A 23,341-nucleotide genomic window follows, 5' to 3' on the forward strand; every position below is an offset into this window, starting at 1 on the left:
TTCTCAGCGGAAAATGTTCAACTTTCCGCAGGTCCGCAATCTTATGCGGTTTGCGGGTAGGGCTATCGACATTGGAGATAGAATGGCGCGAGACACGAGTGCGGCGATCAGCCTGAAGCATATCGAAGCCTATGACGCCATCGCCGCGACGGGCTCGACGATTGCCGCTTCCGTCGAGCTTGGGATCTCGCAATCGAACGCCAGTCGTTTGTTGCAGCAACTGGAAGACTATCTCGGCGTCCGGCTTTTCGACCGGGAAAAGAACCGGCTGCAACCGACCCGCGAGGGGCTGCAGCTCGGCCCGGAAATCCGTGCCATTTCCGACCGGCTACGCGCCTTGAAAACGGCGGCGATGGAGCTCGAGAGCGGTCGGTCGCGCGAGATCATGCTGCGGCTCGCCTTTCCCTCCAGTCTTTCCTCGACGCGCATTCCGAAGCTCGTGAAGAACTTTCTCGCGGCGAATGGTCCAATGCGCGTCGAAGTCGCATCCGGCAGCTATCTGGCAATTGAACGGATGGTGGCCGACGGCGAGGCCGATCTCGGCTTCGCGCGTCTGCCGCTGATGAGCCCGGGATTGAAACAGGAGAAGATCCTGTCGTCGCGGGTCATTTGCGCCCTGCACAAGGATCATCCCAAGGCCGGCAGCCGCCAATTGTCGGTCGCCGACCTGAAGGGGCAGGATCTTATCATGCTGAACAGGGAGCGACCGGTTCGCCACGAGCTTGAGGCGTTGTTCTACAAGGCCGGCATCCGCCAACGCCCCCTGCTCGAAGCGCATTCGGTGGCGAGTGCCTGCGCGCTGGCCGCGCAGGGTCTCGGCATCGCGCTGGTCGGCGAGATCATCGCCCGCGAATATGCGACGCTGCCGCTGCAGTTCATTCCGCTCGAACCGGAACTGCCGGTTGCTTACGCGCTGATCAGCGGAGAGAAATTTCCGATGCCCAAGGCCGCCAGCCTCTTCCTTCAAAGCATTTCGGACTGGGCATGATGACGGTGCCTGAACCGTCCCGGGGGATCGCAAACGCATGAATATCAAACAACTGGAAGTCCTGCGCACGCTTCTGGCGACGGGGTCGACGATTGCCACGGCCAAGACGATGGGGCTCAGTCAGTCCGGCGTCAGCCGCCTCCTCCAGCAGCTCGAGGCAGACCTTTCGATGTCGCTTTTCGTGCGCGACAAAGGCCGTCTCATCCCCACCCCCGAGGCTCTGCTTCTTGCCCGCGATGCCGAGACCATCTTGCTCGCGGTCGATCGGATGTCGGGCCACGCTGAGGACTTAAGAAGCGGCGCCGCCGGCCCGGAGATCGTCCGCGTCGGCCTGCCGAGCAGCATGTGGGAGCATTTCGCGCCGGCGATGCTGGCCGATTACATCAGCGATTTCCCCGGTGTGCGGATCGAAACCTTCTTCGAGACGACGACCGCGATCAACAAGCTCGTCGAGCAGAGGGTGATCGATTTCGGGTTTCTGCGGATGGAGGGCGAGAGCGGACCGGGCATCGAGGTCGAGCGGGTCGCCACCGGCGAAAGCGTCTGCGTCGTTCCGAAGGATCATCCTCTTGCGAAACTGGAGGAAATCACAGTCAGGAATTTGCGCGACGTGCCCCTCATTCTGATCGGCCGCCAACGGCCGAACCGCATGGCGCTCGACCAGACCTTCCGGCGGGCCGGCGTCAAGCAGATCGTCAAGATCGAGACGCATACCAACAGCTCCGCCTGTTCCTACGTCGCGCATGGCCTGGGTGTCACGATAATCAGCAGCTTTTATGCGAATCTCTATCGCCACCTGCCGGTGGTTCACCGTCCTTTCGTGCCACGCGCGACCCAGGAATTCGGATTGGCGAGGGCGGTCGGGACGCCACTCTCGATTGCCGCCCATGCTCTCAGCGATGCTTTGAAGCGACAGATCCGGCTTTCGCAAAAAGACGTTTAAAATCAAATTTTTATCCTGAACCCTTACGCCAAGACAGCCGTTTTGGTTGCGGCCATATTCCGCATAGACTTATGACGGAATCGCATAATATTGCGGATATTTCTTCATTCAATCATAGTCTGCGGCAACGAAACCGATGGCGCCGGGCACTGTCCGTCGCCAATCGCGGGGAACAAAAATGCTGAAATTCGTTCTGAACCGCCTGTTGATGGCATTGCCGACGATCGTCCTCGTTTCGGTGACCGTCTTCACGCTGATCCGCTTCATACCCGGCGATCCGGCGGCGCTGATGCTGGGTGATATGGCCGAGCCGGAGCAGATCGCGGCGATGCGCTCGGAACTCGGCCTCGACAAATCGCTGCCGGAACAGTTCCTGATCTGGACCACCAATGTCGTCCAGGGTGATTTCGGCCGCTCGATCGTCAATGACGAGCCGGTTCTGCCGCTCGTCGCATCGCGCTTTCTGGTCAGCGCTGAAGTCGTCGTGGTCGCCGTTCTTCTCGCGAGCCTCATCGCCGTGCCGGCGGGTGTCATCGCCGCCTGGCGACAGAACAGTCTGACGGACCTTGCGCTGGTCGGCACGGCCACGATCCTGCTGTCGATCCCGACATTCTGGCTCGGCCTCCTGCTTCTCCTTTTCTTCGGCTTGAAACTCAGCTGGCTACCGGTCCTTGGCTATGTCTCGATCGGCAGCAACGTCACCGGCGGCCTGCTCTACCTCGTGCTGCCGATCATGACCCTGGTCATTCACGAGATGGGTGTGTTGATCCGCATGGCACGCGCCTCGACGCTGGAAGTGCTACGTCTCGACTATATCACCCACGCCCGGGCCAAGGGGCTTTCCGAGAGCGCCGTCCTCTGGCGGCACGCCTTCAAGAATGCCTTCGGCCCGACCTGGACAGTCATCGGTCTGATCCTCGGCAATCTGCTCGGCGGCATTGCCGTCATCGAGACGGTCTTCACCATTCCGGGGCTCGGGCGACTGATGGTCGACAGTATTTTTGCTCGCGACTACCCCGTGATCCAGGGTTGCCTGCTGTTCGTCTCGCTTTCCTATGTGCTGGTCAATTTGGTCGTCGACCTGCTCTATCCGTTGTTCGATCCGCGGGTAGTCGCCGGATGAAAAACGTCACGTTCAACGGCTTCATTGGCAGCATTCTGATTGCCGCCTTGCTCATCTCCGCTGCGATCGGCCTTTTCTGGACTCCCTATGATCCGATGAAGCTCGGCTTCACCGCACGGCTGGCGGCACCCAGCAGCGCCCACTGGCTCGGAACCGACGAATTCGGCCGCGACGTGCTCAGCCGCCTGATCGTCGGCGCCCGGGCGAGCGTCTGGATCGGCACCTTGACGGTCACATTCGCGACGGTCTGCGGCACGCTGATCGGTCTCGTCAGCGGTTACGCCCGCGGTTGGATCGATGCCGTCATCATGGCCGTCAACAATGCGCTTCTCGCCTTTCCAGGCATCCTTCTGGCGCTGGGATTGCTCGCCGTCTTCGGCGCCAATCAATATGGCATCATCTTCGCGCTGGGCATTGCCTATTCTCCATCCATGGCCCGCGTGGTCCGGGGCGCCGTCCTGTCGCTGCGCGAGCGGGAATTCATCGAGGCCTCCAAGGTGATGGGCAATGGCGAGCTCTACACCATGTTCCGCCATGTCCTCCCCAATTGCATCGCGCCGATCACCGTGCTGGCGACCTCGATGTTCAGCTGGGCGATCCTTTCGGAAAGCGCGCTCAGCTTTCTCGGCCTCGGCGTTCCGCCACCGGCGCCGACCTGGGGCAACATGCTGGCTGCCGGGCGACCATTCATCGAGCAGGCTGTCTGGCTGGGTCTCTTCCCGGGCCTGGCGATCGCCCTGACGCTCCTTGGCATCAATCTTCTGGGCGACGCTCTTCGGGACAAGCTTGATCCGCGGATGAGGGGGCTGAAATGACCAATGGTACGCTTTTGAATGTCCGCAACCTGTGGCTTCAGGTGACTGGGACCGGTGTGCAGGTTGTCAAGGGCGTCAGCTTCGACATCGCGCCAGGCGAGATCTTCGGCATCGTCGGAGAAAGCGGATCGGGCAAGACGCTGGCAACACGCGCCCTGATCTCGCTGCTGCCGGCACCCATCAAGGTGTTCGGCGGCTCCGTTGCCTACAAGGGACGCGACGTGCTTTCCATGAACGACGCGCAATTGCGCCAATTGCGTGGTGCGGAAATCGGTGTCGTCTTCCAGGAGCCGATGACCTCGCTCAATCCCTCGATGACCGTCGGCCGCCAACTCGAAGAAGGCTTGCAGCTGCATACGAAACTTTCGAAGGAAGACCGGCGCAGCCGGATCCTCGACATGCTGAACCGGGTCGGGATTCGCAACCCCGCCGGGGCGCTCACGTCCTATCCGCATGAATTCTCAGGCGGCATGCGCCAGCGCATCATGCTGGCATCGGTGATGCTCTTGAAACCGGCTCTCTTGATCGCCGACGAGCCGACGACGGCGCTCGATGCCGTGATCCAGCGCGATGTCATGGAATTGATGGTGGAACTGACACAGGCGGAAGGCACCGCCGTGCTCCTGATCAGTCACGACCTGCCGATGGTTGCCCGTTACACGAACCGCATCGTCGTCATGGAAAAGGGCGTGATCGTCGAAGAAGGACGCACCGCCGATCTGCTCCACGCACCGCAGCGTGCCTATACGAAGAAACTGCTTTCCTCCCTGCCGTTCCGCGGAGAGACGCGGACGATCGACAAGACCAGGGCGCCGATGGTCTCGGCGCGCGATATCGTCGTCGACTATCCGGGCCGGCGGTCGCTGATGAAGAAGGCAACGCCGAAACGGGCGCTGCATGGCGTCAGCATCGATATCCACGAGGGCGAAGTCGTGGCCCTGGTCGGCGGTTCGGGTTCCGGCAAGACCACGCTCGGCCGCACCATTGCCGGACTGGTCCGCGAGAGCGAAGGCGATATCCGGTTCAAGGGACGCAGCCGCGCCGCCGACTGGATGGACTATCGGCTGAATTGCCAGATGGTGTTTCAAGATCCTTATTCCTCGCTCGATCCGCGCATGACCATCCTCGCGCTCGTGGAAGAAGCGCTGCGGCTCGTTCCCGATCTCGACTCCATGGCTAAGCGCAAGCGCGCGCTGGAGACGCTGGAGGAAGTCGGCCTTGGGTCCGACTATGCCGGGCGCTACCCGCATGAGCTTTCGGGCGGCCAGCGGCAGCGCGTGGCGATTGCCCGCGCCATCGCGCGCCGGCCGAAATTCCTGATCGCCGACGAACCGGTATCGGCACTTGACGTGACGGTCCGGGCGCAGGTGCTCGAACTCCTGTCCGATCTGCAAAAACGCTACGGCTTTTCCTGCCTGTTCATCAGCCATGATCTCGGCGTGGTCGAACAGGTGGCCGATCGCGTCGTCGTCATGCAGGACGGCCGGATCATCGAGGAAGGCGACCGCGATACGGTTTTCGACAGCCCGAAGGAGGCCTATACGCAAAGGCTTCTCTCGGCCATCCCCGCTCTGGACCACAATGCTCAGGGCGGCGTGATCCTCAAATGGCGCCTGGAGAACTGATATGACGACGATGATTGAAACCGGAAAGCTCGCGGAGCGATTGAACGCGATCTGCGATGCCCAGCCCTTCGTAACGCGCTTCATGGTGCGTGCGCTTGGCAGCGGCGAAACGATCGGCAGGGGTGCGGACGAGGAAACGCCTTCCGCCAGCACCCGAAAGACCTCGATCATGATGGCGGCCCTGAAGGCCGCGCATGAAGGCCGCCTGGACCTCGACGAACGGATCACCTACGAAAAACGTTTCGCCGAGGAAGTGGCGAGCGGGATGTTCCGCTATCTGACGCCTGGTATCGTCATATCGCTGCGCGACGCCATTACCGGCATGATGGTGCTGAGCGACAATGTCTGCACCAAGATGGTCTTCGAAAGGCTGACGCTCGAAGAGGTCGACAGCTATTGCAAGTCGATCGGCATGACGGGCACCAACCATCGCTTCCTCATCCCTCCCTTGGCGCTGTCGCCTGATCATTCATTGAAGGCCGTCACCACGACGACGGCGCGGGATCAGGTCTATCTGCTGCAGACCATCCTGGATGCGCAGGATTCGCAGGAAGCCGCGGACCGGCTCGGCTGCTCGCAGGCGCTTTGCGCCTACGCGCTTCAAACCCTGAAGAACCAGATCCTGCGTTATGCCATTCCTTCCCGGCTGCCCTTCGGTGTGCTCGTCGCCCACAAGGGCGGCACAGGAAAGCGCGGCCGCATGAATGCCGGTATCGTCTATCGCGACGGCTCCCCCTTCTTCATCATCGCCGCCTTTACCGACGACGTGCCGCAGGAAATGCCGGACGGCACCCCCGGCTACACGGTTGCGCTTGAAACCATCGGCAGGCTTTCACGCGCCTGCTGGGATGAATTCCAATCCTAAAGATCGTAAAAAGAGGGTAGAACAATGCACAAGCTTCTTCTTGCAGGCACCATGTTGATGGCGATGACCGGCGTGGTCGACGCTCGCGACATCGTCGTGGCTCAAAGTTCCGATCTGCGCAGCAACAATCCGGGCGTCAATCGCGACGGCAATACCGATGGCGTCATCCTGCATATCGTCGAGGGGCTCGTCGGCTATGCCAACAACGGCGAGGTCAAGCCGCTGCTGGCAAAGACCTTCGAAGTCTCGGCGGATGGGCTGACCTACAGCTTCAAACTGCGGGACGACGTCAAATTCCACAACGGCAAGACATTGACCGCCGATGACGTCGTGTGGAACTGGAACCGCTATCTCAAGCCCGAAACGAAATGGACCTGCCTTCCTGACTTCGACGGCAGCGGCAGCGTACATGTTACCGGGGTTAAGGCAGTCGATGCTTCCACCGTCACCATCACGCTGGAAAAGCCATCCGCGGTTTTCCTTGGCCTGATGTCGCGCCCCGAATGCGGTTACACCGGGATGATCTCCCCGGAATCGGTCGGCGCGGACGGAAGCTTCGTCAAGCCGATCGGCACCGGTCCCTTCAAATGGGATGAATGGAAGAAGGGCGAGTATATCCATCTCGCCAAGTTCGATGATTATATCTCGCCAGAGAATGCCGGCAAGCCCGACGGCATGGTCGGCTCCAAGCGCCCTCTCGTCGATGGCATCAAGTTCATGGTCATTCCCGATGCATCGACCGTAAAGGCCGGCCTTCAGTCCGGCGTGCTCGATACCGCGGAGATTTCGCCGGATCTCATTCCCGAATTCAAGACGAGCGACACGATGCAGCTGATCGTGGCCCGCAACAACGGCAAAAACCTCTTCTACATCCAGACGCGCGACAAGGTTCTGAGCAATCCCGGCGTGCGCCGCGCCATGGCGATGGCGCTCGATCTCGACCAGCTCGTCGAGGCCGCCTCCAATGGCACCGGCGCAGCCAACGGTTCGATGGTTTCGCAAGACTCGCTCTATTTCGACGATGTCCAGAAGGAGCGTCTGCCCTACGACATCGAGGCCGCGAAGAAAGAGCTTGCGACGGCCGGCTACAAGGGCGAGCCGATTACCATCATCGCCAACAAGCGCAGCAACGTGCCGAGCTTCCCGGCCGCGGTGATGGCGCAGGCCATGATGCAGCAGGCAGGTCTCAATGTGCAGATAGAGGTACTCGACTATGCGACGCAGGTCGACCGCCGCCGGTCCGGCAACTACCAGATCATCTCGCAATCGGTCGCACCGCGCCTCGATCCGGCGCTGATGTACGGTTTCTATGTCGGCAACAAGGACAAGAATGCGTCCTTGATGTGGGATGATCCGAAGGCCGTCGAGCTGATGAAGGCCGCCTATGCGGAACCCGACCAGACGAAGCGTCAGGCGATTTTCGACGAGTTTCACACGCTGATGCTCAAGGAAATGCCGGGCATCTTTCTCTATGACATGGTCGATGTCTGGGGCGCGACCAAGAAGCTGAAGGGCCAGCCCGTCTGGCAATCGAATGCCCGTCTTTGGGAAGTTTCGCTCGACAATTGAGCCTGAACTGCCGCGCCCGGTGGGTCGGGCGCCGCCATCCCGTTTCGACAGTCAACAGGAGATCCGGCAGGCAGTCTGCCGGGTCCGGTGCAACACATCCCTGTGGCGGCGGGGCAGACAGCGAGGAATACCATGAATCTTGACGCGATCAGCTCCATTGCCGCGACGATCGAAAAGATGAAGCCGGACTATACTGCCCTCAGCGACAGTATCTGGAATTTCGCAGAGTTGAAGTTCGAGGAGCGGCGCTCGTCGCAATTGCTGGCAAGGACGCTCGAGGAAAACGGCTTTGCCGTGCGCCGCGGCGTCGCAGGCATGGAAACGGCCTTCATCGGCCAAGCCGGCAGCGGCAAGCCGGTGATTGCTTTCCTCGGCGAATTCGATGCCCTGGCCGGAATGAGCCAGACCGCCGACCTGGCCGAGCCTCTTCCCGAGGCGGCGGGAGCAACCGGTCACGGCTGCGGGCACAATCTGCTTGGCGTCGGATCGCTGATGGCGGCGGTTGCGCTTGCCCGCCACCTCAAGGAGAACAAGCTGCCCGGAACGGTGCGCTATTACGGCTGCCCAGGAGAAGAGGGCGGTTCCGGCAAGACCTTCATGGTTCGTGCCGGCGCATTCGATGACGTCGATGCCGCCCTGACCTGGCATCCGGCTCCGTTCAACGGTGTTCGCTCGACGAACAATCTTGCCGTTCTCGAATATTACTATCGCTTCAGGGGTGTCGCGGCCCATGCTGCCAACAGCGCCCATCTCGGCCGGTCGGCGCTCGATGCGGTCGAACTGATGAATGTCGGCGTCAATTTCCTGCGCGAACACATGCCGCAGGATTGTCGCGTTCACTACGCGATCACCGACGCCGGCGGCAGGGCCGCCAATGTCGTGCAGGCCAGCGCCGAGGTTCTCTATCTGATCAGGGCGCCTGACATGCCGCAGGCGCTTGAGCTTGCCGGGCGCGTCGAGAAAGTTGCACGCGGTGCGGCGATGATGACCGAAACCGCGGTCGAGATCGTGTTCGATACGGCCTCGACGAACCTTCTTCCCAACATCACGCTCGAAACGGCGATGCACGAGAATATGGTCGCGCTCGGGCCGATAGCCTTCGACGAGGCCGACATCGCCTTCGCCAAGAGAATCCAGGATACCTTCACACCCGAAGCGATCCGGAGCAGCATCCGCCTCTATCAGATCAAGGGCGATGTGTTCTCCAACGCCAAGGTCGATGGCTCGACGCCCTTGCACACCGGTCTGCGCGATTTCGAGGGACAATCGCATTTTCGGGCCGGATCGACCGATGTCGGCGATGTCAGCTGGGTGACGCCGACCGCGCAATGCTGGGCGCCAGCCTGGGCAATCGGCACCAATCCCCATACCTGGCAGGTCGTCGCGCAGGGAAAAAGCCCGGCCGCACACAAAGCCATGGCGCATGCGGCCAAGACGCTTGCCACGACGGGCTTCGCCCTGATGTCGTCATCCGACCTTCTGGCAGCCGCGAAGGCCGAGTGGCGGGAAAAGACCAGCGGCAAAGCCTATGTGTGCCCGATCCCCGACGATGTGATGCCCGCGACGGTTCACAGCCGGTAGTACCCGTCTGCGTCTACTGTGACAGCGACCTGCATCGCACCCGCTTGCAGTATCCCATGAAAAAGCACTAAGGGTATGGAAGTCGAAAGCGCGGAACTGAGGCATTCACCGCTTTCGAACCTCCAACACCTCGGAAAAGGCAAAGATGACAAGCTCCGAATGGCGGGTGGGAGTGCTGTTTTCCAGAAGCGGAATTAGCGAAATTACGGAAACCGAGCACTTTCTTGGCACCGCACTTGCGATCGAGGAAGTCAATGCATCGGGCGGCGTGCTCGGCAAGCCCATCGTTCCGATTGCTTATGATCCGGGCGGGGATCAAACCGCCTATCGCAATCTGGCACGGCGACTTCTGGCCGATGACGACGTCAACATCATTTTCGGTGCGTCGATGTCGGCCAGCCGAAAGGCGGTCCTGCCGATCGTCGAGCGGCACAACGGACTGCTGTTTTATCCGTCGATGTATGAAGGTTTCGAATATTCGGAGAATGTGGTCTATACCGGCGCCACCCTCAATCAGAATACTTTCGCGCTCGCGGAATACCTTCTCCGCCACCATGGACGCCGGATCCTCTTTGTCGGTGCGGATTATATTTATCCGCGCGAATCCAATCGGGTGATGCGGGACGTGGTCGAGGCAAAGGGCGGTGAAGTCGTCAGCGAGCGATATCTTCCTCTTCATGCCGACGAACAAACCTTGCGTTCGGTTATTTCCGATATCGTCCGTCTCAAGCCCGATGCCATTTTCTCGACGATCATCGGCCGGCCGGCGCAGCGTTTTTATCGCATGTATGCCGAGGCCGGGATCGATCGAACGCGCGTCCCGATTGCCAGTCTTACCATGGCCGAGAGCGAGATTCGCGAGATCGGAGCCGACGCCTGCACCGGCCATATTCTCTCGGCGACCTATTTCCAGACGGTGGAGAACGAGGCGAATGAGCGCTTCGTAGGGGCATTCAAAGCCCGCTTCGGTCAGGACTTCACCACGAGCGTCTGGTCGCAGCCGGCCTATGCGCAGGTTCACCTTTTCGCCCGCGCGCTTGCCCGGGCCGGCTCGCTTGAAACCCATCGCATTTCCGAAGAAATTCTCCTGGAAGATTTTCTTGCTCCGGAGGGCCGGATCAATTTCGACGCCGATACCCGCCACCTCTGGCTGCATCCCCGCATTGGCGTGGCGCGCGCCGATGGACTTTTCGACATTGCCTGGCAGGCGCCTGGCCCGATCCGGCCGGATCCCTACCTGACGGCTTCGCGGTTCGAAGACGTTTGGCTGGAGGCCTGAGATGGCGGGACCGAGCAGGATCGTTCAGGATCTGCGGCGCGCACGCGTTCTGGTCGTCCATCCGCGCGACGAGGACGGCGACGTGCTGATCGCCCACCTCAAGCGCCTTGGCTGCGAGGTCCGGGCGATCTGGCCGCTTCCGCCAGCCTTGCCTCCTGACGTAGACACCGTATTCCTGCACGTCGAGGATGTGCATGTCGAGCACGCGCTTGAGATCATCGACCTCCAGCAGACGGCGATCATCGCCATCGTAACCTATGAGAGCCCGACCGCTCTCCAGGCGATCATCGATCTCAATGCCCACGGCGTTATCAGCAAACCGTTGCGGCCGCTCGGCATCCTGACGCAATTTGCGCTTGCACGTTATCGGCATAGCTACGAAAAACGGCTCGCCGGCAAGGTGCAGAAACTCGAGGAAACCTTGAAAAGTCGCCGGCTGGTCGAAAAAGCCGTTTCGGCGTTGCAGGTGATGAATGGTCTTGACGAGGAGGCGGCCTATAAGCTGTTGCGCGATCAGGCGACGTCAAAGCGCGTTCCGATGGCGACGATTGCCGAATCCATCATTGCCGCGCAAGACACCATGAAAAGCCTCGGACTTTCCATCGGCGCAAAAACTCAACCTTAAGTCGCCGAACCTGTGCACCCTGAAAATGCCTGCTAAAGCGGCTTGACGGTCACATTCTTTCGTGCAAGCCTAAAGACAACGAGCAGGTTTGCTCGGCGGCAGGGCTGCCGCATTCACATCATGGCTATGTAGCCTCTGGTTCACGGATTGAATTCCGTGCCAGAGGTTTTTTGCGTTTGGAGACAAGATTGACCGTCAAGACCTCAGCCGCACGGACGGTAACCGTCGCAACCGTCCAATTCGAACCGATCGTCGGTGATCGCGCCGGTAATCTTGCGGCTATCGATCGGCTGGTGAGGTCGGCAAAGACCAGGGGCGCGGAGATCGTCGTTCTGCCGGAACTCGCCGATAGCGGCTATAACTTCCGTGACGGCGACGAGGTTGCGGCATTGGCCGGCCCGGTACCCGGCGGCCCGAGTGCTGAGACGCTCTGCCGTCTTGCGGGGGAGCTTGGCCTTTACGTCGTCAGCGGCGTTGCCGAGCAGGATGGCGACCGGTTTTACAACAGCGCTCTTCTCTGTGGCCCCGAGGGATATATCGGCAAATACCGCAAGCTTCATCTGTGGAACAACGAAACCCGCCTTTTCAGAAAAGGCGATCTCGGGCTGCCGGTATTCGACCTGCCCTTCGGCCGTATCGGCATCGCTATCTGCTACGACGGGTGGTTTCCGGAAACGTTTCGTCAGTTGGCCCTGGCCGGCGCCGACCTGGTCTGCGTCCCCACCAACTGGGTACCGATGGCCGGTGCGGAAAGCGTTCCCGAGCCGATGGCCAATATCCTGCACAAGGCGGCCGCCCACACCAATGGTCTTTACATTGCCTGCGCCGACCGGATCGGCATCGAGCGCGGCCAGTCCTTCATCGGCCGCAGCCTTATCGTCGGCCCGCAAGGCTGGCCCGTATCCGGTCCGGCCAGTGCCGATCGCGAGGAGATCCTCCTTGCGCAAATCGATCTGTCGAGCGTGACGGAAACCCGCACGCTGAACAGCTTCAATCATCTGCTCGGCGACCGCCGAGCCGATGTCTACGGGTAACAACGACCCACTCAAGAAAGGGGAACAAAATGCAAATGAAAACCATAATCCTGACGCTGGCATCTGCGGCACTCGCCACCGCAGCTTTCGCCGAGGAACCGATCAAGATCGGCGTGCCGGTCGGGCTGTCTGGTGCAAATAGCGTGGTCGCGCCGTCCGTCGTCCAAGCTGCCGAGCTTGCCGTCGAAGAGATCAATGCCAAAGGCGGCGTGCTCGGGCGGCCTCTGCAGCTTGAGATCGCCGACGACGCATCAGGGGCGGCCGGCGCGCAAAAGGCCTTCGATTCCCTGATTTTTCAGAAGGAGGTGAACGTCGTCATCTCGATGGAGACGAGCGCTGCGCGCAATGCCGGGCTGCCGATCATTTCCAAGGGTGACGTGCCATACATCTACACGTCGTTCTACGAAGGCAAATCCTGCAATGCCAATCTTTTCGTCGATGCCTGGGTTCCTGAACAGCAGGTGCCGCCTGTCGTCGACAATTTTATCAGCAAACAGGGCGCAAAGAAGTTTTTCCTGATCGGTTCGGATTACGCTTTCGGACGCGGCATGCTGACCTTCGCCAAGGGCTATATCGAAAAGGCCGGCGCTCAGATCGTCGGCGAGGAATATCTGCCGATGGACGGCAGCGACTGGACGGCCATCATCTCCAAGGTCCGCTCCTCCGGCGCCGACGCCATCATCACCTCGACAGCCGGCGGCGCACCGAACGTGACCTTGACCAAGCAATTGCGCTCGTCTGGCGTCACCCTGCCTTACGGCAATCTCGCCGTTGACGAAGGGACCGCCAAGAGCATGGGCGCGGATGCCAAGGACATCTTCCTCTCGGCATCCTACGTCACCGGCATCGACAGCCCGGAAAACAAGGCTTTTCTCTCGGCCATGGACAAGAAGTTCGGCAAGGAACTGCGCACGCCGAACGATCTTTCCGTGCCGCAATATGAAGCGATCTACCTTTACAAGGCAGCCGTCGAAAAGGCCGGCAGCACGGATACGGCGGACGTGCTCAAAGCCCTCCCTGACGTATCCTTCACCGGTCCGCGCGGCAAGATCTCCATGAACAAACAGCACCACGCGCCGCTGACGATGTATCTTGGCCAGGTAAAGGACGATGGCAGCGTTGCAGTCGTCGATAGCTTCAAGGACGTCGATCCCGGCGATCAGTGCCCGAATCTCTGAAACCAGCGTGGCGGGGCAGGGTGCCCCGCCTCCAGCATCGGAGTTCTAGAAATGACGCTCTTTCTCGATATTGTCAGCACCGCGGCCATTCTCTTCATCGTTGCCGCCGGGCTGCTTGCGATCTTCGGCGTGCTGAAGATCATCAATTTCGCGCATGGCGCATGGCTGACCATCGGGGCTTACTGCGCTGTCGTCGTCAGCGGGGTCGGCCTCAATCCGTGGCTTGCCATTCCCTTCGCGTTTCTGGTCGGAGCCATCCTCGGCGGTGTTGCCGAACGGTTCATCGTGCGGCCTCTCTATCGCCGCCCGCTCGACGCCATTCTTGCAACCTGGGGCCTTGGCATCGTCATCGGCCAGCTGATCACGCTCTGGTTTGGCCGCGACGTGCAGTTCACGCCGGCGCTGCTGCCCGGCACCTTCGATCTCTTTGGCACCGGCTACTCGGCCTACCGTCTTTTCGCCATTGTCGCGGCAGTCGGTCTGGGACTCGGCTTCACCTTGCTGCTCGATGGGACAAGGCTTGGCCTTTCCGCCCGGGCAGTCATCATGAATGAAACGCTGGCGCGCGGACTCGGTATCGATACCGAAAAGGTGCGGCTCGCGACCTTCATGATTGGCACCGGCCTTGCGGCCCTTGCCGGCGTACTGCTCGCGCCGCTGACCAGCGTCGATCCCAATATGGGCGTCGCCTGGCTGACGGGCGCCTTCATGCTGGTGATGGTCGCAGGCTCTTCTTTCACTGCGCTTGCTGCCGCCTGCCTCATCTTCGGGGCCGCTCAGGTGCTCGTCAGCACCTATTTCAGCCCAATCCTCGGCGGCATCACCGTGGCCGTCCTCTGCGCCATCACCCTGCGCATACGTCCGAAGGGATTTGCCCGTGCGTGACAGACAAAAACTCCGACTTGTCCTTCTTCTGGCGCTGGCGCTCACAGCTCTCCTGCTGATCGTCTTCGGACCGATGTTTCTCGGCCGCTTCAGCCTCAACGTGCTGACGCGTTCGATGATCTACGCCATGCTGACGATCACCGTCGACTTGCTGTGGGGCTATACGGGTGTTCTCACCTTCGGGCAGGCTGCATTCTTTGGCGTCGGCGCCTATGCCACCGCCATGGTTCTCACCCATATCGGCGCAAGCCCGGCGCTTTTCGTCGTCGCCCTTGTCGCCGCCGTGCTCGTTCCGCTCGTGCTTGGCCTCGCCGTCGGCTGGCTGTCGTTCTATCACGGATCGACACCGCTCTATGCCACCGTGATCTCGCTCGTCGTGCCGATCGTCGTTACGCAACTCATCTTTTCCGGCGGTACCTGGACCGGTTCCTCGAGCGGCCTTGTCGGTTACGAAACCCTCCCGCTCGGGCTTCCCGGCTATTTCCGTCTGTCGGGCGCGTGCCTGCTGGTCTTGGCCGTTCTTGCCATCGTCTTCGTCCGTTCGGACGCCGGCCGTCTGCTCGTCGCAATCCGCGACAATGAAGCCCGCGTTGCCTATCTGGGCATGAACCCCGCCCGGCTGAAGATCGTCCTGACGGGCGTTCTGGCTGGCGTATGCGGCCTGGCTGGCTTCCTTTTTGCCAACGCATCCGGTGTCGTCGCACCTGAGAACACCGGCTTCGTATTCGGAACCGAACTCGTCGTCTGGACGGCGCTCGGTGGCCGGGGAACGATTATTGGACCCTTGTTCGGCGCAATCGGCATCGATTATCTGAGCGCCAGCCTTTCGGGCGATCTGCCCTTCCTGTGGCAACTGATCATCGGCGCGCTCTTCGTCGCCATGATCATTCTTTTGCCGGGCGGCCTCGCCTCCCTGGTGACGCGTTTCCTGCAGTCGGCGAACTCCAGCAGCACACTGAAATCCTTGTCAACGCGCATCGTCGCCAAGGATGGTGCCCTGGCAGGCAAAAGCCTTCTGTCGATCCGCGGTCTCGGCAAGTCCTACGGCAGCTTCTCCGTGCTCAAGGGCATCGACCTTGAAATCGGCGCCGGCGAACTCGTCAGCCTGGTCGGCCCCAACGGCGCCGGCAAGACCACGCTGATGCGTTGTCTGTCGGACGGTACCCAGCAGATCGAAGGTCAGGTGGACATCATCGGCACGAATATCGCCGGTCGTGCACCCGAACGGATCGTCGCCCTCGGCGTCGGCCGAAAATTTCAGGTTGCCAGCATCTTCGACAGCATGACCATCGGCGAATGCCTCAAGATGGCGCGTTTCAGCCGCGAGAGACCTAACGCGATGCGATCGCATGGCGAGATCGTGCTGCCGGCAGCGGCAGCCGACATCCTGACGCTCACCGGCATGGCGGATATGCTGGACAAGCCGGTGTCGCTGCTGTCGCACGGTCAAAGGCAGGCTCTCGAACTGGCGATGGTCGTCGCTCTGGAACCACGAATCATTCTTCTCGACGAGCCGACTGCGGGTCTTACCAAGACCGAGCGCATGACCATCGGAACCATCCTCAAGAAACTGACGGACGAAATGGGTTTCGCCGCCATCTTGGTCGAACACGATCTGGATTTCGTGCGCGACATATCGAGCCGCATCGTGGTTCTCCACCACGGCAAGCTCGTTCTCGACGGCACGGTGAATGACGTGGTCAATTCCGAAACGGTTCGCACCATCTACGCAGGAGGCGCCCATGGCTGACGCGTTCAAACTCAAGCTCAGCGGCGTATCGAGCGGATATGGCACGGTCGATGTCGTCAATGGCGTGTCGCTCGCCATCCGGCCGGGCGAGATCTTCGCTCTCATGGGCAAGAACGGTATGGGCAAGACGACGCTGCTGAAGACGATCCTTGGCTTCCTGCGTGTCGGCAAAGGCAAGATCGAGGTGGACGGTGCTGGTATCACCGACAGGAAGCCCGCGGAGCTGATCGCTTCCGGCATCGGCTACGCTCCTCAGGAATTGCCGTTGTTTCAGGATCTCTCCATCCGCGACAATCTGCGCTTGGCGCTCAAGGGCGATCGGGATCTGACATCCGCACTGGAGCGGGTTTACGGTTATTTCCCGTTCCTGAAGGACCGGCTGGCACAGAAGGCCGGCACGCTATCGGGCGGGGAGCAGAAAATGCTGATCCTGGCGCGGGCGCTGATGCTGCGTCCAAAACTGCTGCTGATCGACGAAATCTCCGAGGGCCTGCAGCCCTCCGTCGTCCAGAACATCGGCAAAGCATTGAGGGACGACCGCGAAAAGCGCGGCACGACCATTCTTCTCGTCGAACAGAACCTGGATTTCGCCCTTTCGGTGGCGGACCGCTGGGCCGTTCTCAAACTGGGGGCGATCGAAGACGAAAGCCCCAATGGTCCCGATAGCCGCAGCCGTGTCCTGCAACATCTGAAGATTTAAGGAGCGGGGCAAGTGCGGGACCCATGGAACGCTTTCATGCCCTATCCGGATGCGGATGTCGGGCACCCGGCGGTCGGTCCGCTTTCCGGCCTTCGCCTGGCGGTCAAGGACCTCTTCGACGTTGCCGGCTATCCGACCGCGGCCGGCAATGCCGCGGTGCTTGCTGCCTCCGGCATCAAGACATCAACGGCGCCCCTGGTCCAGACGCTACTTGATGCCGGCGCTTGTTTCGTCGGCAAAACCAATACGGATGAGCTCGCCTATTCCCTGATCGGCGGCAACATCCATTTCGGCATGCCGATCAATCCGCTCGATCCCCACCTCATTCCCGGCGGATCGTCGTCGGGCTCAGCCGTCGCGGTTGCCGCAGGCTTCGCCGATATCGGCCTTGGAACAGACACGTCCGGCTCCATCCGTCTGCCCGCCGCCGTCAACGGCCTCATCGGCTGGCGGCCGACACATGGAAGCCTCGACGACAGGGCGCTGCGTCCGCTGGCGCCAAGCTTCGACGTGCCGGGCTTCATGACGAGAAGCCTGGAACCAATGGCTGCGGTGATGAGCGCCGTCGGGATGTCCGCGGCAAATGACCAACCATCATCTATTCTCATTGCCGAGAATATCTTTGCAACCATTAATGACGCGGTCGCCGACGAGATGATCGCCAGCCTTCGATCAGCGGGCATGCCTGTTCGCAGGACCAATACTATCGCCTCGGTCAGCCTTTCCGATCTTGCTTTGGCGTTCATCACCATCCTGCAAAGGGAAGCCTGGGAAAGCAACCGAACACTCTTCGAGCGGAGCCCTGAAGCCATTGCGCCCGATATTGCGGCGCGTCTTCTGTCAGGATCTCGCCTGGACGACGAAGAGGTGCGTGAGGCAGGCAGTATCCGCGAACTTTTTTCCGCGGAGATCGACGCGTTGCTCCGTGAAAATGTGGTTGTCGCTCTTCCGACCTTGGCCATGAACCCGCCAAGGCGCGATGCAGAACCGGAACGCTTTGCCGCATTTCGTTCCGCCTGCATCAAGCTTTTGTGTCTCTCGGGCCTTGGCGGTTGCCCACAACTGGCTTTCCCCATTGTCAATTGCGCGGGAAATGTTTCGCTTTCCTTGTTCGGCGCAAGGAGCGCCGACAGGATGCTTATGAATGTGGCCCGGCAATTAACGGCTGAGTGAACGAGCAGATGCGGGGGGAGCCATTCCCCACCGTCCATCCGCCCCTTGCGACCGGCCGATGAAATTGCCCGGTCGCAAGGGCAGCGTAATCGCAGCACGGCGCTTGGCTATTGCGAGCCGCCGGCTTTGCGTCGTCTCCGGCTGACCATCATTCCGCCGACGATGAGAACAATTCCGGCCGCGTTCGCCCAAAATGATGCTGGAACGGCGCTGATATAATCAAACGCTACCCCTGTTACCATCTGGCCACCGATGATCAGCAGAGCCGAATTCACCGCTCCGATTCGAGCAATGACCCAACTGCCCGCCGCCACGAAGATGACGCCGATAGGACCACCCAGATAGGCATACCAAGGCGCCTCGGCAGCACCCGCGGGAAGCAGACCTCCGACAACGAGACCAAGGCAGGTGAGGGCAGCAAAGCCTATGGCATGGTTCCAGAAGGATGCGATCAGCGGCGTGGTCGATATGCTCAACCGCCCATTGAGCTGACGACTGAGGCCGACGAGCACACCGCCCAGGCAGGCCAGGAGAATGAACACTGTCACGCCGCACCTCGCCCAAACAGGATGATGAGCGCAGCCCCCGTGACGACCAAGCCGAGCGCTACGATGTCTTGTGTATCTGGACGCCGCTTTGGCAGACCGAACAGTCCCCAGCTGTCGGCCGCGACGCTGAAGGCGACCTGGCCTGCCAAACCCAAAGCCAAGGTGCCGGAGAGCCCGAGCGGTGAGTTGACCGCGGTCGAGGTCAGAATAACCGTTGCAGCGCCGGATATCCCACCGAGATAAGCCCACCAAGGTGCATTGGGCGCTTTACCTACCAACGGCGTGCGCCGGCGGTGGACCACCAGGAGAAGAATGACAGCTGCGATGATGCCTGTGCCGTGCGCCGCCCAAGATGAGAACAGGGGATTGCCATAACGGGCCAACTCGCCGTTGAGGTGCACCATGAAAGTCAGGAGCCCGCCCGTGGCAAAAGCTCCGATGAAGTAGATGGGATGCGAATTACGTGCTTCGGTGGTCATTGCAGATCCCGTCAAAGAATCGATTGCGCCCGATATTTTTCAAATTGCCACTACAGCGCCGCGTATTTTAGACGCGCAAAGGACGCTGCAGCATTCGCCTGGACGAATGCGTCGACCATGGTTCCTGATTAGGACGGTACGTCTCAGCGGATTTCCTGCCCGGCGTCAATCGTGGTCCGACAAACATCCTTTCCATTGACGCGCCCTTCCAGCAGATGGCTAATGGCCGGGTGTGTCGTCACTACCTTGCAAGCATGGAGGATGCGATGCTGATCAAGGGCGAACGAACATTCGTGGTGCGGGATGCCGGAGGCTTCGTCGCACATGTCAACATGCCGGGCTGGTTGAAGCCGAAGCCGACCGATCACGGCCACGGCCCTCTCGCCATGGTCGTTGAATCCATCCTCGATCCTGGCCGCCAGATCGCCATGCACGAGCACCGGAACGACGAGATTATTTCCTGGGTGCACGAAGGCGTCATGCGTCACGACGACAAGGCCGCTGGCCGGTTGGTGATCGACCGTGAGCATCTGGTGGTGATGAATGCCGGAGCAAGCTTTTGGCATTCCGAAGAGACGCTGGCATCCGACCCGCCTCTGCGAATGCTGCAGATCCTCGTTCGCCCTTATGCGGTCGATCTGGAGCCAAGGATCCAGCACGGGCCGATGCCAGCTGCTGCTGCAAACGTCTGGCGACACCTGGTCGGGCCGGAAGGAGAGGGCGCCCCCTTCTATGTCCGAAGCGCGATCGACATCTTCGACATGCGGCTAGACGCAGGTATACGGGTGGAATTCCCGCAGAAACACGGCCGAGAGCTCTATTTCTATGTCTTTAGCGGTTTCGTTGTCGTCGATACCCAGACCTTTGCAGAAGGGGAGCAGGGGCTGCATTTATCGGATGACAAGCTCGAAGTAGAGGCGCAGAGTGCAAGCACGTTGGTCGCGTTTCTGCTCGACCCGAACGCATCTATCACCAGGCAGGGAACTGTCGGCGACCACAAGAAGATCCCGCCGGCAATCATTATTCGCGCGTTCCTGCGATGGAGGAAATTTCGCCATATCTGGCGTCGTCATCTTTCGCATCGCCGCTCGAAGACCGAAAAGGCGATATGAATGGAACAAGGATGCCCCTAACGGGTTTCGAACCTTAGCGTTCAATAGGAGGAGCATTTCATGCCTACGGTTGCCGCCACACCCATCACCCCACCAGACCAGCACGTTGTAACAGCCCGCGAAGCCATCGAGCCGCTTTATGAGAAGCTCGAGCTTCAAACGGAATCGCTGGTCCTGTCTGCGGCGCTGGAAGCGGGATGGTCTTCGGATGAAGCAACCGAGGCGCTAGCTGCGCTTAGACTGCAGGATGCACTTTCCACCCTTGGACGAACGGCCTGACCGAAAGAACTCCGAGAATAACGACGTCTCCTGTCGGAGCGCCGGCTATCAGTTACCGAACGGCCTCGCGCGGCGTGCTAAGAAGGGGAATATTGACGATCAACAAGAGAAACAGACGGCTGCGGTCCATGTAGAAGCCGAGCTCCCACCTTTCCATGGTCATGAACATGGGCAGCGCGAAAAGCAATGCTCCAGCAATACCGCGCGCGATGCCTGAAAAAAATCTGCTGCTATTGAAATCCTGGCGCGTGGTCGCGGCACTCAAGTTTGATCCCCCTAAATGAAAAAGTCCCACCACCCGTAAACCGATGCCGCGGCATTCAAAACGCAAGCGCTCGCTGCAGAAGCGCGGGTTGGACGCACGAGCACCAGAGCCGCCGAAGTCAAAGCCGTCATGGACATCACGGTTGACATCACTTGTCTCAATTGCTTCTTAGTTGTGAGATCCTGCCAGTTCCGAGTACCATCGAGAGTTTTGGTGTCGACACGGTTCGATATCGTGCCTCGACCAAATTATAGATACCGAACGCAGCCAAGCCGATAGCCACGACGAGGTAGAGAACAGCTCCGAAAGGAAGCTGTCTCACGAAGGCCAATGCATCGCTTATGCTTCCCGCCTGGCCCGGATCAATGGTGAAGGCCGCATAGCAAAAGAAGATGCCGACGATCACGAAAACGATCCCACGGGAAACAAGCCCATAGACGCAAACCAATAACAGAGGTCGGCTTTGACCGAGCGTGAGATATCGCTCAAATCGCCGCGACAAAGGATTCCTGAAAGGCATATACCGCCAACCCCATATACGTCGCGGCGCTCCCGAGGAGGGCGGCACGGATCAGGTAGCTTTTCACACTGTGGTCATGGTTGTCTGCGTTTGCGATGGACTGGGCAAGCCGCCATGCTACAAAGCCGAGTAGCCCGAGCCCTATCAAGCCCAGCCACAGCCGGCCGAATGGCTGCTCCAAAACAGCGTCGAGCGCTGATTTGGTATCGGCCTTACCGCCGCCGAAGCTCGAAAATACTGCCAGCGCAGCAACGAGCAAAAACACAATACCTCGGGCGCTATATCCGGCCCGCGCAGGCCATTCAAATTTCGATCTGGTCATCTCTGGTTCCCCGCCGCGCTTTCTAACGAGTGCCCAGCAAAACAGTTCCGACTTCTCCGCGATGAATGTCTTATAGGAGGCAAGCGCCTCGAGCTTTTGTCGCAATTTTGACTCTCGGCGCCAGACGGTCGATGTCGACATCAACGATGTAGCAGCTTTGTTGCCGATGGCGATTCGTCGACCACCCTTTGCGCAATGTTATGCAACACACTGTCGATGAGGGGTGAGCAATGCTCGGGACACTATTTCGGTCGATGTCCCGCAACAGTTCGAAATTAGATCCCTTCGAGAGCACTAAGCGGGCGGGGCCTCGGCTGAGTCGTGCCGATTTACAATGATTGTTTCGAGTCTTTCTCGCAACACCTGAGCGGGAACTGTAATCTTGGACGGATTTGGCTGGATTAGAGCGATTCAGCTGCGGTATCCGTAAGACTGCGAAGCGATTTGCGCGAGCAGGACAGCTAGAGACAGCACGTCCGCATCTCCTAAAGCAGGATCTTGATGAACGCGGATATGATAGCCGCCTGGGCGGTGGAAAATGGATTCCATGCGATGGATTCCGGGAATTATCGTCGCCATGACAATGCAGGCGTGATCACGATCGAGATAAAGAGGATGTCATTCCTCCTCATCGATGAGAGGCAAGGCTTGCGACCCCGCCTCATATCGCGGTTGTTCAAAGACATATCCCTCACAAGCGGGAGCGGCCGCTTGCAGGGTCTACTTGACCACAAACGCAATCATTGAGCGCTGCCCTTATTCGACAGCCCAACCAATTCAGGTGGCGGATCATGGCTGACGCCGATGAGCACCGTCCCAAACCTCAACACTTTCAATATTTCTTCTTGCGAACGATCTTGTTGCCGCGGGGTCCGCTCACAACCGGTGTTCGATCGCGGTTTTCGGCAAGCAGGTTTCGCCAGCACCAGGCGATCGGCGACCAGAGCACCGCTTGCGACAGCTGCCTGGACCGCGCACCCAGGTTCATGGGCACAGCGGCCAGATTGGTTTTGGTACTATCAGCCGGATCCCGGCGTGACCGTCTCTTCATCCCGCTCCGGCAATGTTCCGGCGCCTGGCGTTTTGCTCTCGTCGGTCAGATGATCTTGAGCATGTGGCCCGGCTTGAGGGTTCTTCTTTGCCTGGTTCAGCTCTTTGTCCGCCCCTTCGATAGCCAACTGGGCCTTACTGTCCTCGTCCACACGCGGCTCCTTTCATGTTTGCTCGATCATTGGGCTCATTACGGCATTAACAAAGGCGCTAGCTGCGAGTTCCCATGATGGCTCGGTTGATGGAGGCAACGGCGATGTGTCGGAACACTGCACCGCTCCGGTGAAGGGCGCTAACGCCTTCTGGAGCCCGCGTTCGCCAGGCGGTTCTCGAAGAGACGTTGCGAGGATCGGTCGGCTCGCGATTCCATCACGATCAGGGCTGTTCCCACCTTGATTTTTCAAACCTGTTTCGCCATTTGATCGGCGCTAATTCGCTTTCCTGGAGAACCCGAGCACATGACAAAGATTGCAGAACAGACTGCTGAAAGCCACGTCTTTGAGGCTGACGTTGCCCGCCTTCTGCACATGATGGTCCACTCCGTTTATTCGGATAGAGATGTGTTTCTGCGTGAGCTGATTTCGAATGCGGCCGATGCCTGCGAGAAACTTCGATATGAGGCGATCGAGACAC

The 23,341-nt window shown here is 60.0% G+C and carries 23 protein-coding genes and 2 pseudogenes; 19 read left to right on the forward strand and 6 right to left on the reverse strand.

Annotation, left to right across the window (positions count from 1 at the left end; translation table 11 throughout):
• Positions 1-13 precede the first annotated feature (13 nt).
• From HFO71_RS28425 to HFO71_RS28500, 16 genes are all read left to right on the forward strand, one after another.
• Positions 14-988 (forward strand): LysR family transcriptional regulator, encoded by a 975-nt coding sequence (locus HFO71_RS28425; RefSeq protein WP_221988732.1) that lies wholly within the window; start codon positions 14-16, stop codon positions 986-988.
• Positions 989-1,025: 37 nt separating this feature from the next.
• Positions 1,026-1,931, forward strand: a complete 906-nt coding sequence (locus HFO71_RS28430) for a LysR family transcriptional regulator (protein ID WP_221988733.1) — start codon at positions 1,026-1,028, stop codon at positions 1,929-1,931.
• Between the two features lie 178 nt (positions 1,932-2,109).
• Positions 2,110-3,054 (forward strand): ABC transporter permease, encoded by a 945-nt coding sequence (locus HFO71_RS28435; RefSeq protein WP_221988734.1) that lies wholly within the window; start codon positions 2,110-2,112, stop codon positions 3,052-3,054.
• A complete protein-coding gene (locus tag HFO71_RS28440) occupies positions 3,051-3,869 on the forward strand; it encodes an ABC transporter permease (RefSeq protein ID WP_221988735.1) in 819 nt (272 codons plus the stop codon). The genes HFO71_RS28435 and HFO71_RS28440 overlap by 4 nt, the downstream gene beginning before the upstream one ends.
• Positions 3,866-5,494, forward strand: coding sequence for an ABC transporter ATP-binding protein (locus HFO71_RS28445; RefSeq protein ID WP_221988736.1), 1,629 nt, complete (start codon positions 3,866-3,868; stop codon positions 5,492-5,494). The genes HFO71_RS28440 and HFO71_RS28445 overlap by 4 nt, the downstream gene beginning before the upstream one ends.
• 1 nt (position 5,495) lies before the next feature.
• Positions 5,496-6,359 (forward strand): serine hydrolase, encoded by an 864-nt coding sequence (locus HFO71_RS28450; RefSeq protein ID WP_131640586.1) that lies wholly within the window; start codon positions 5,496-5,498, stop codon positions 6,357-6,359.
• 24 nt (positions 6,360-6,383) lie between these two features.
• Complete coding sequence (locus HFO71_RS28455; RefSeq protein ID WP_221988737.1) at positions 6,384-7,928, forward strand: ABC transporter substrate-binding protein; 1,545 nt, start codon at positions 6,384-6,386, stop codon at positions 7,926-7,928.
• A 132-nt stretch (positions 7,929-8,060) separates the two neighbouring features.
• Complete coding sequence (locus HFO71_RS28460; protein ID WP_221988738.1) at positions 8,061-9,509, forward strand: M20 family metallopeptidase; 1,449 nt, start codon at positions 8,061-8,063, stop codon at positions 9,507-9,509.
• 145 nt (positions 9,510-9,654) lie between these two features.
• Entirely contained in the window at positions 9,655-10,788 is a 1,134-nt protein-coding gene (locus HFO71_RS28465) for a transporter substrate-binding domain-containing protein (protein ID WP_221988739.1), read from the forward strand.
• A gap of 1 nt (position 10,789) precedes the next feature.
• Positions 10,790-11,413 carry an ANTAR domain-containing response regulator gene (locus HFO71_RS28470; RefSeq protein WP_221988740.1) on the forward strand — a complete coding sequence of 208 codons (624 nt, stop codon included), beginning with the start codon at positions 10,790-10,792 and terminating at the stop codon, positions 11,411-11,413.
• Positions 11,414-11,601: 188 nt separating this feature from the next.
• Positions 11,602-12,447: a nitrilase family protein gene (locus tag HFO71_RS28475; RefSeq protein ID WP_221988741.1), complete on the forward strand. Its 846-nt coding sequence runs from the start codon at positions 11,602-11,604 to the stop codon at positions 12,445-12,447.
• A 29-nt stretch (positions 12,448-12,476) separates the two neighbouring features.
• A complete protein-coding gene (locus HFO71_RS28480) occupies positions 12,477-13,625 on the forward strand; it encodes a substrate-binding protein (RefSeq protein WP_221988742.1) in 1,149 nt (382 codons plus the stop codon).
• A gap of 51 nt (positions 13,626-13,676) precedes the next feature.
• A complete protein-coding gene (locus HFO71_RS28485) occupies positions 13,677-14,510 on the forward strand; it encodes a branched-chain amino acid ABC transporter permease (protein WP_131640579.1) in 834 nt (277 codons plus the stop codon).
• Complete coding sequence (locus HFO71_RS28490) at positions 14,503-16,260, forward strand: branched-chain amino acid ABC transporter ATP-binding protein/permease (protein WP_168287204.1); 1,758 nt, start codon at positions 14,503-14,505, stop codon at positions 16,258-16,260. The genes HFO71_RS28485 and HFO71_RS28490 overlap by 8 nt, the downstream gene beginning before the upstream one ends.
• Positions 16,253-16,960 (forward strand): ABC transporter ATP-binding protein, encoded by a 708-nt coding sequence (locus HFO71_RS28495; protein WP_131640577.1) that lies wholly within the window; start codon positions 16,253-16,255, stop codon positions 16,958-16,960. The genes HFO71_RS28490 and HFO71_RS28495 overlap by 8 nt, the downstream gene beginning before the upstream one ends.
• A gap of 12 nt (positions 16,961-16,972) precedes the next feature.
• The gene (locus HFO71_RS28500; protein WP_168256105.1) at positions 16,973-18,133 is read left to right on the forward strand and encodes an amidase family protein; all 1,161 of its coding nucleotides are present in this window, start codon (positions 16,973-16,975) and stop codon (positions 18,131-18,133) included.
• Between the two features lie 107 nt (positions 18,134-18,240).
• Here the strand turns inward: HFO71_RS28500 and HFO71_RS28505 are convergent, their stop codons facing one another.
• Complete coding sequence (locus tag HFO71_RS28505; RefSeq protein WP_131640575.1) at positions 18,241-18,681, reverse strand: DMT family transporter; 441 nt, start codon at positions 18,679-18,681, stop codon at positions 18,241-18,243.
• Positions 18,678-19,160: a DMT family transporter gene (locus HFO71_RS28510; protein WP_131640574.1), complete on the reverse strand. Its 483-nt coding sequence runs from the start codon at positions 19,158-19,160 to the stop codon at positions 18,678-18,680. The genes HFO71_RS28505 and HFO71_RS28510 overlap by 4 nt, the downstream gene beginning before the upstream one ends.
• A gap of 266 nt (positions 19,161-19,426) precedes the next feature.
• Between HFO71_RS28510 and HFO71_RS28515 the strand changes: the two genes are divergently transcribed.
• Together HFO71_RS28515 and HFO71_RS28520 are read left to right on the forward strand one after the other, a co-directional pair.
• On the forward strand, positions 19,427-20,272 hold the full coding sequence (locus HFO71_RS28515) for a pirin family protein (RefSeq protein WP_221959925.1): 846 nt from the start codon (positions 19,427-19,429) through the stop codon (positions 20,270-20,272).
• Between the two features lie 60 nt (positions 20,273-20,332).
• Positions 20,333-20,551 carry a hypothetical protein gene (locus HFO71_RS28520; protein ID WP_003547964.1) on the forward strand — a complete coding sequence of 73 codons (219 nt, stop codon included), beginning with the start codon at positions 20,333-20,335 and terminating at the stop codon, positions 20,549-20,551.
• A gap of 52 nt (positions 20,552-20,603) precedes the next feature.
• Here HFO71_RS28520 and HFO71_RS28525 read toward each other — a convergent pair whose 3' ends face one another.
• Entirely contained in the window at positions 20,604-20,816 is a 213-nt protein-coding gene (locus HFO71_RS28525) for a DUF2391 family protein (protein WP_276522913.1), read from the reverse strand.
• A 168-nt stretch (positions 20,817-20,984) separates the two neighbouring features.
• Positions 20,985-21,658, reverse strand: a pseudogene (locus HFO71_RS28530) (DUF1206 domain-containing protein).
• Positions 21,659-22,159: 501 nt separating this feature from the next.
• Between HFO71_RS28530 and HFO71_RS35990 the strand changes: the two are divergent.
• Positions 22,160-22,405 carry a hypothetical protein gene (locus HFO71_RS35990; protein ID WP_077980722.1) on the forward strand — a complete coding sequence of 82 codons (246 nt, stop codon included), beginning with the start codon at positions 22,160-22,162 and terminating at the stop codon, positions 22,403-22,405.
• 85 nt (positions 22,406-22,490) lie between these two features.
• Here HFO71_RS35990 and HFO71_RS28535 read toward each other — a convergent pair.
• Positions 22,491-22,650 (reverse strand): annotated as a pseudogene (locus tag HFO71_RS28535) (ribosome small subunit-dependent GTPase A); the annotation flags it as partial.
• Positions 22,651-22,677: 27 nt separating this feature from the next.
• Positions 22,678-22,860: a hypothetical protein gene (locus HFO71_RS28540; protein ID WP_025397998.1), complete on the reverse strand. Its 183-nt coding sequence runs from the start codon at positions 22,858-22,860 to the stop codon at positions 22,678-22,680.
• Positions 22,861-23,341 lie beyond the last annotated feature (481 nt).

The organism is Rhizobium laguerreae (assembly GCF_019778565.1).
Lineage (GTDB): Bacteria > Pseudomonadota > Alphaproteobacteria > Rhizobiales > Rhizobiaceae > Rhizobium > Rhizobium laguerreae.

Excerpts from the sequence above, each read along its gene's own strand:
- HFO71_RS28425 (WP_221988732.1), top strand. The coding sequence starts at position 14 with ATGTTCAACTTTCCGCAGGTCCGCAATCTTATGCGGTTTGCGGGTAGG.
- HFO71_RS28480 (WP_221988742.1), top strand. The coding sequence starts at position 12,477 with ATGCAAATGAAAACCATAATCCTGACGCTGGCATCTGCGGCACTCGCC.
- HFO71_RS35990 (WP_077980722.1), top strand. The coding sequence starts at position 22,160 with ATGAACGCGGATATGATAGCCGCCTGGGCGGTGGAAAATGGATTCCAT.
- HFO71_RS28435 (WP_221988734.1), top strand. The coding sequence starts at position 2,110 with ATGCTGAAATTCGTTCTGAACCGCCTGTTGATGGCATTGCCGACGATC.
- HFO71_RS28430 (WP_221988733.1), top strand. The coding sequence starts at position 1,026 with ATGAATATCAAACAACTGGAAGTCCTGCGCACGCTTCTGGCGACGGGG.
- HFO71_RS28465 (WP_221988739.1), top strand. The coding sequence starts at position 9,655 with ATGACAAGCTCCGAATGGCGGGTGGGAGTGCTGTTTTCCAGAAGCGGA.
- HFO71_RS28485 (WP_131640579.1), top strand. The coding sequence starts at position 13,677 with ATGACGCTCTTTCTCGATATTGTCAGCACCGCGGCCATTCTCTTCATC.
- HFO71_RS28460 (WP_221988738.1), top strand. The coding sequence starts at position 8,061 with ATGAATCTTGACGCGATCAGCTCCATTGCCGCGACGATCGAAAAGATG.
- HFO71_RS28445 (WP_221988736.1), top strand. The coding sequence starts at position 3,866 with ATGACCAATGGTACGCTTTTGAATGTCCGCAACCTGTGGCTTCAGGTG.
- HFO71_RS28455 (WP_221988737.1), top strand. The coding sequence starts at position 6,384 with ATGCACAAGCTTCTTCTTGCAGGCACCATGTTGATGGCGATGACCGGC.
- HFO71_RS28515 (WP_221959925.1), top strand. The coding sequence starts at position 19,427 with ATGCTGATCAAGGGCGAACGAACATTCGTGGTGCGGGATGCCGGAGGC.
- HFO71_RS28440 (WP_221988735.1), top strand. The coding sequence starts at position 3,051 with ATGAAAAACGTCACGTTCAACGGCTTCATTGGCAGCATTCTGATTGCC.
- HFO71_RS28510 (WP_131640574.1), bottom strand. The coding sequence starts at position 19,160 with ATGACCACCGAAGCACGTAATTCGCATCCCATCTACTTCATCGGAGCT.
- HFO71_RS28470 (WP_221988740.1), top strand. The coding sequence starts at position 10,790 with ATGGCGGGACCGAGCAGGATCGTTCAGGATCTGCGGCGCGCACGCGTT.
- HFO71_RS28450 (WP_131640586.1), top strand. The coding sequence starts at position 5,496 with ATGACGACGATGATTGAAACCGGAAAGCTCGCGGAGCGATTGAACGCG.
- HFO71_RS28520 (WP_003547964.1), top strand. The coding sequence starts at position 20,333 with ATGCCTACGGTTGCCGCCACACCCATCACCCCACCAGACCAGCACGTT.
- HFO71_RS28495 (WP_131640577.1), top strand. The coding sequence starts at position 16,253 with ATGGCTGACGCGTTCAAACTCAAGCTCAGCGGCGTATCGAGCGGATAT.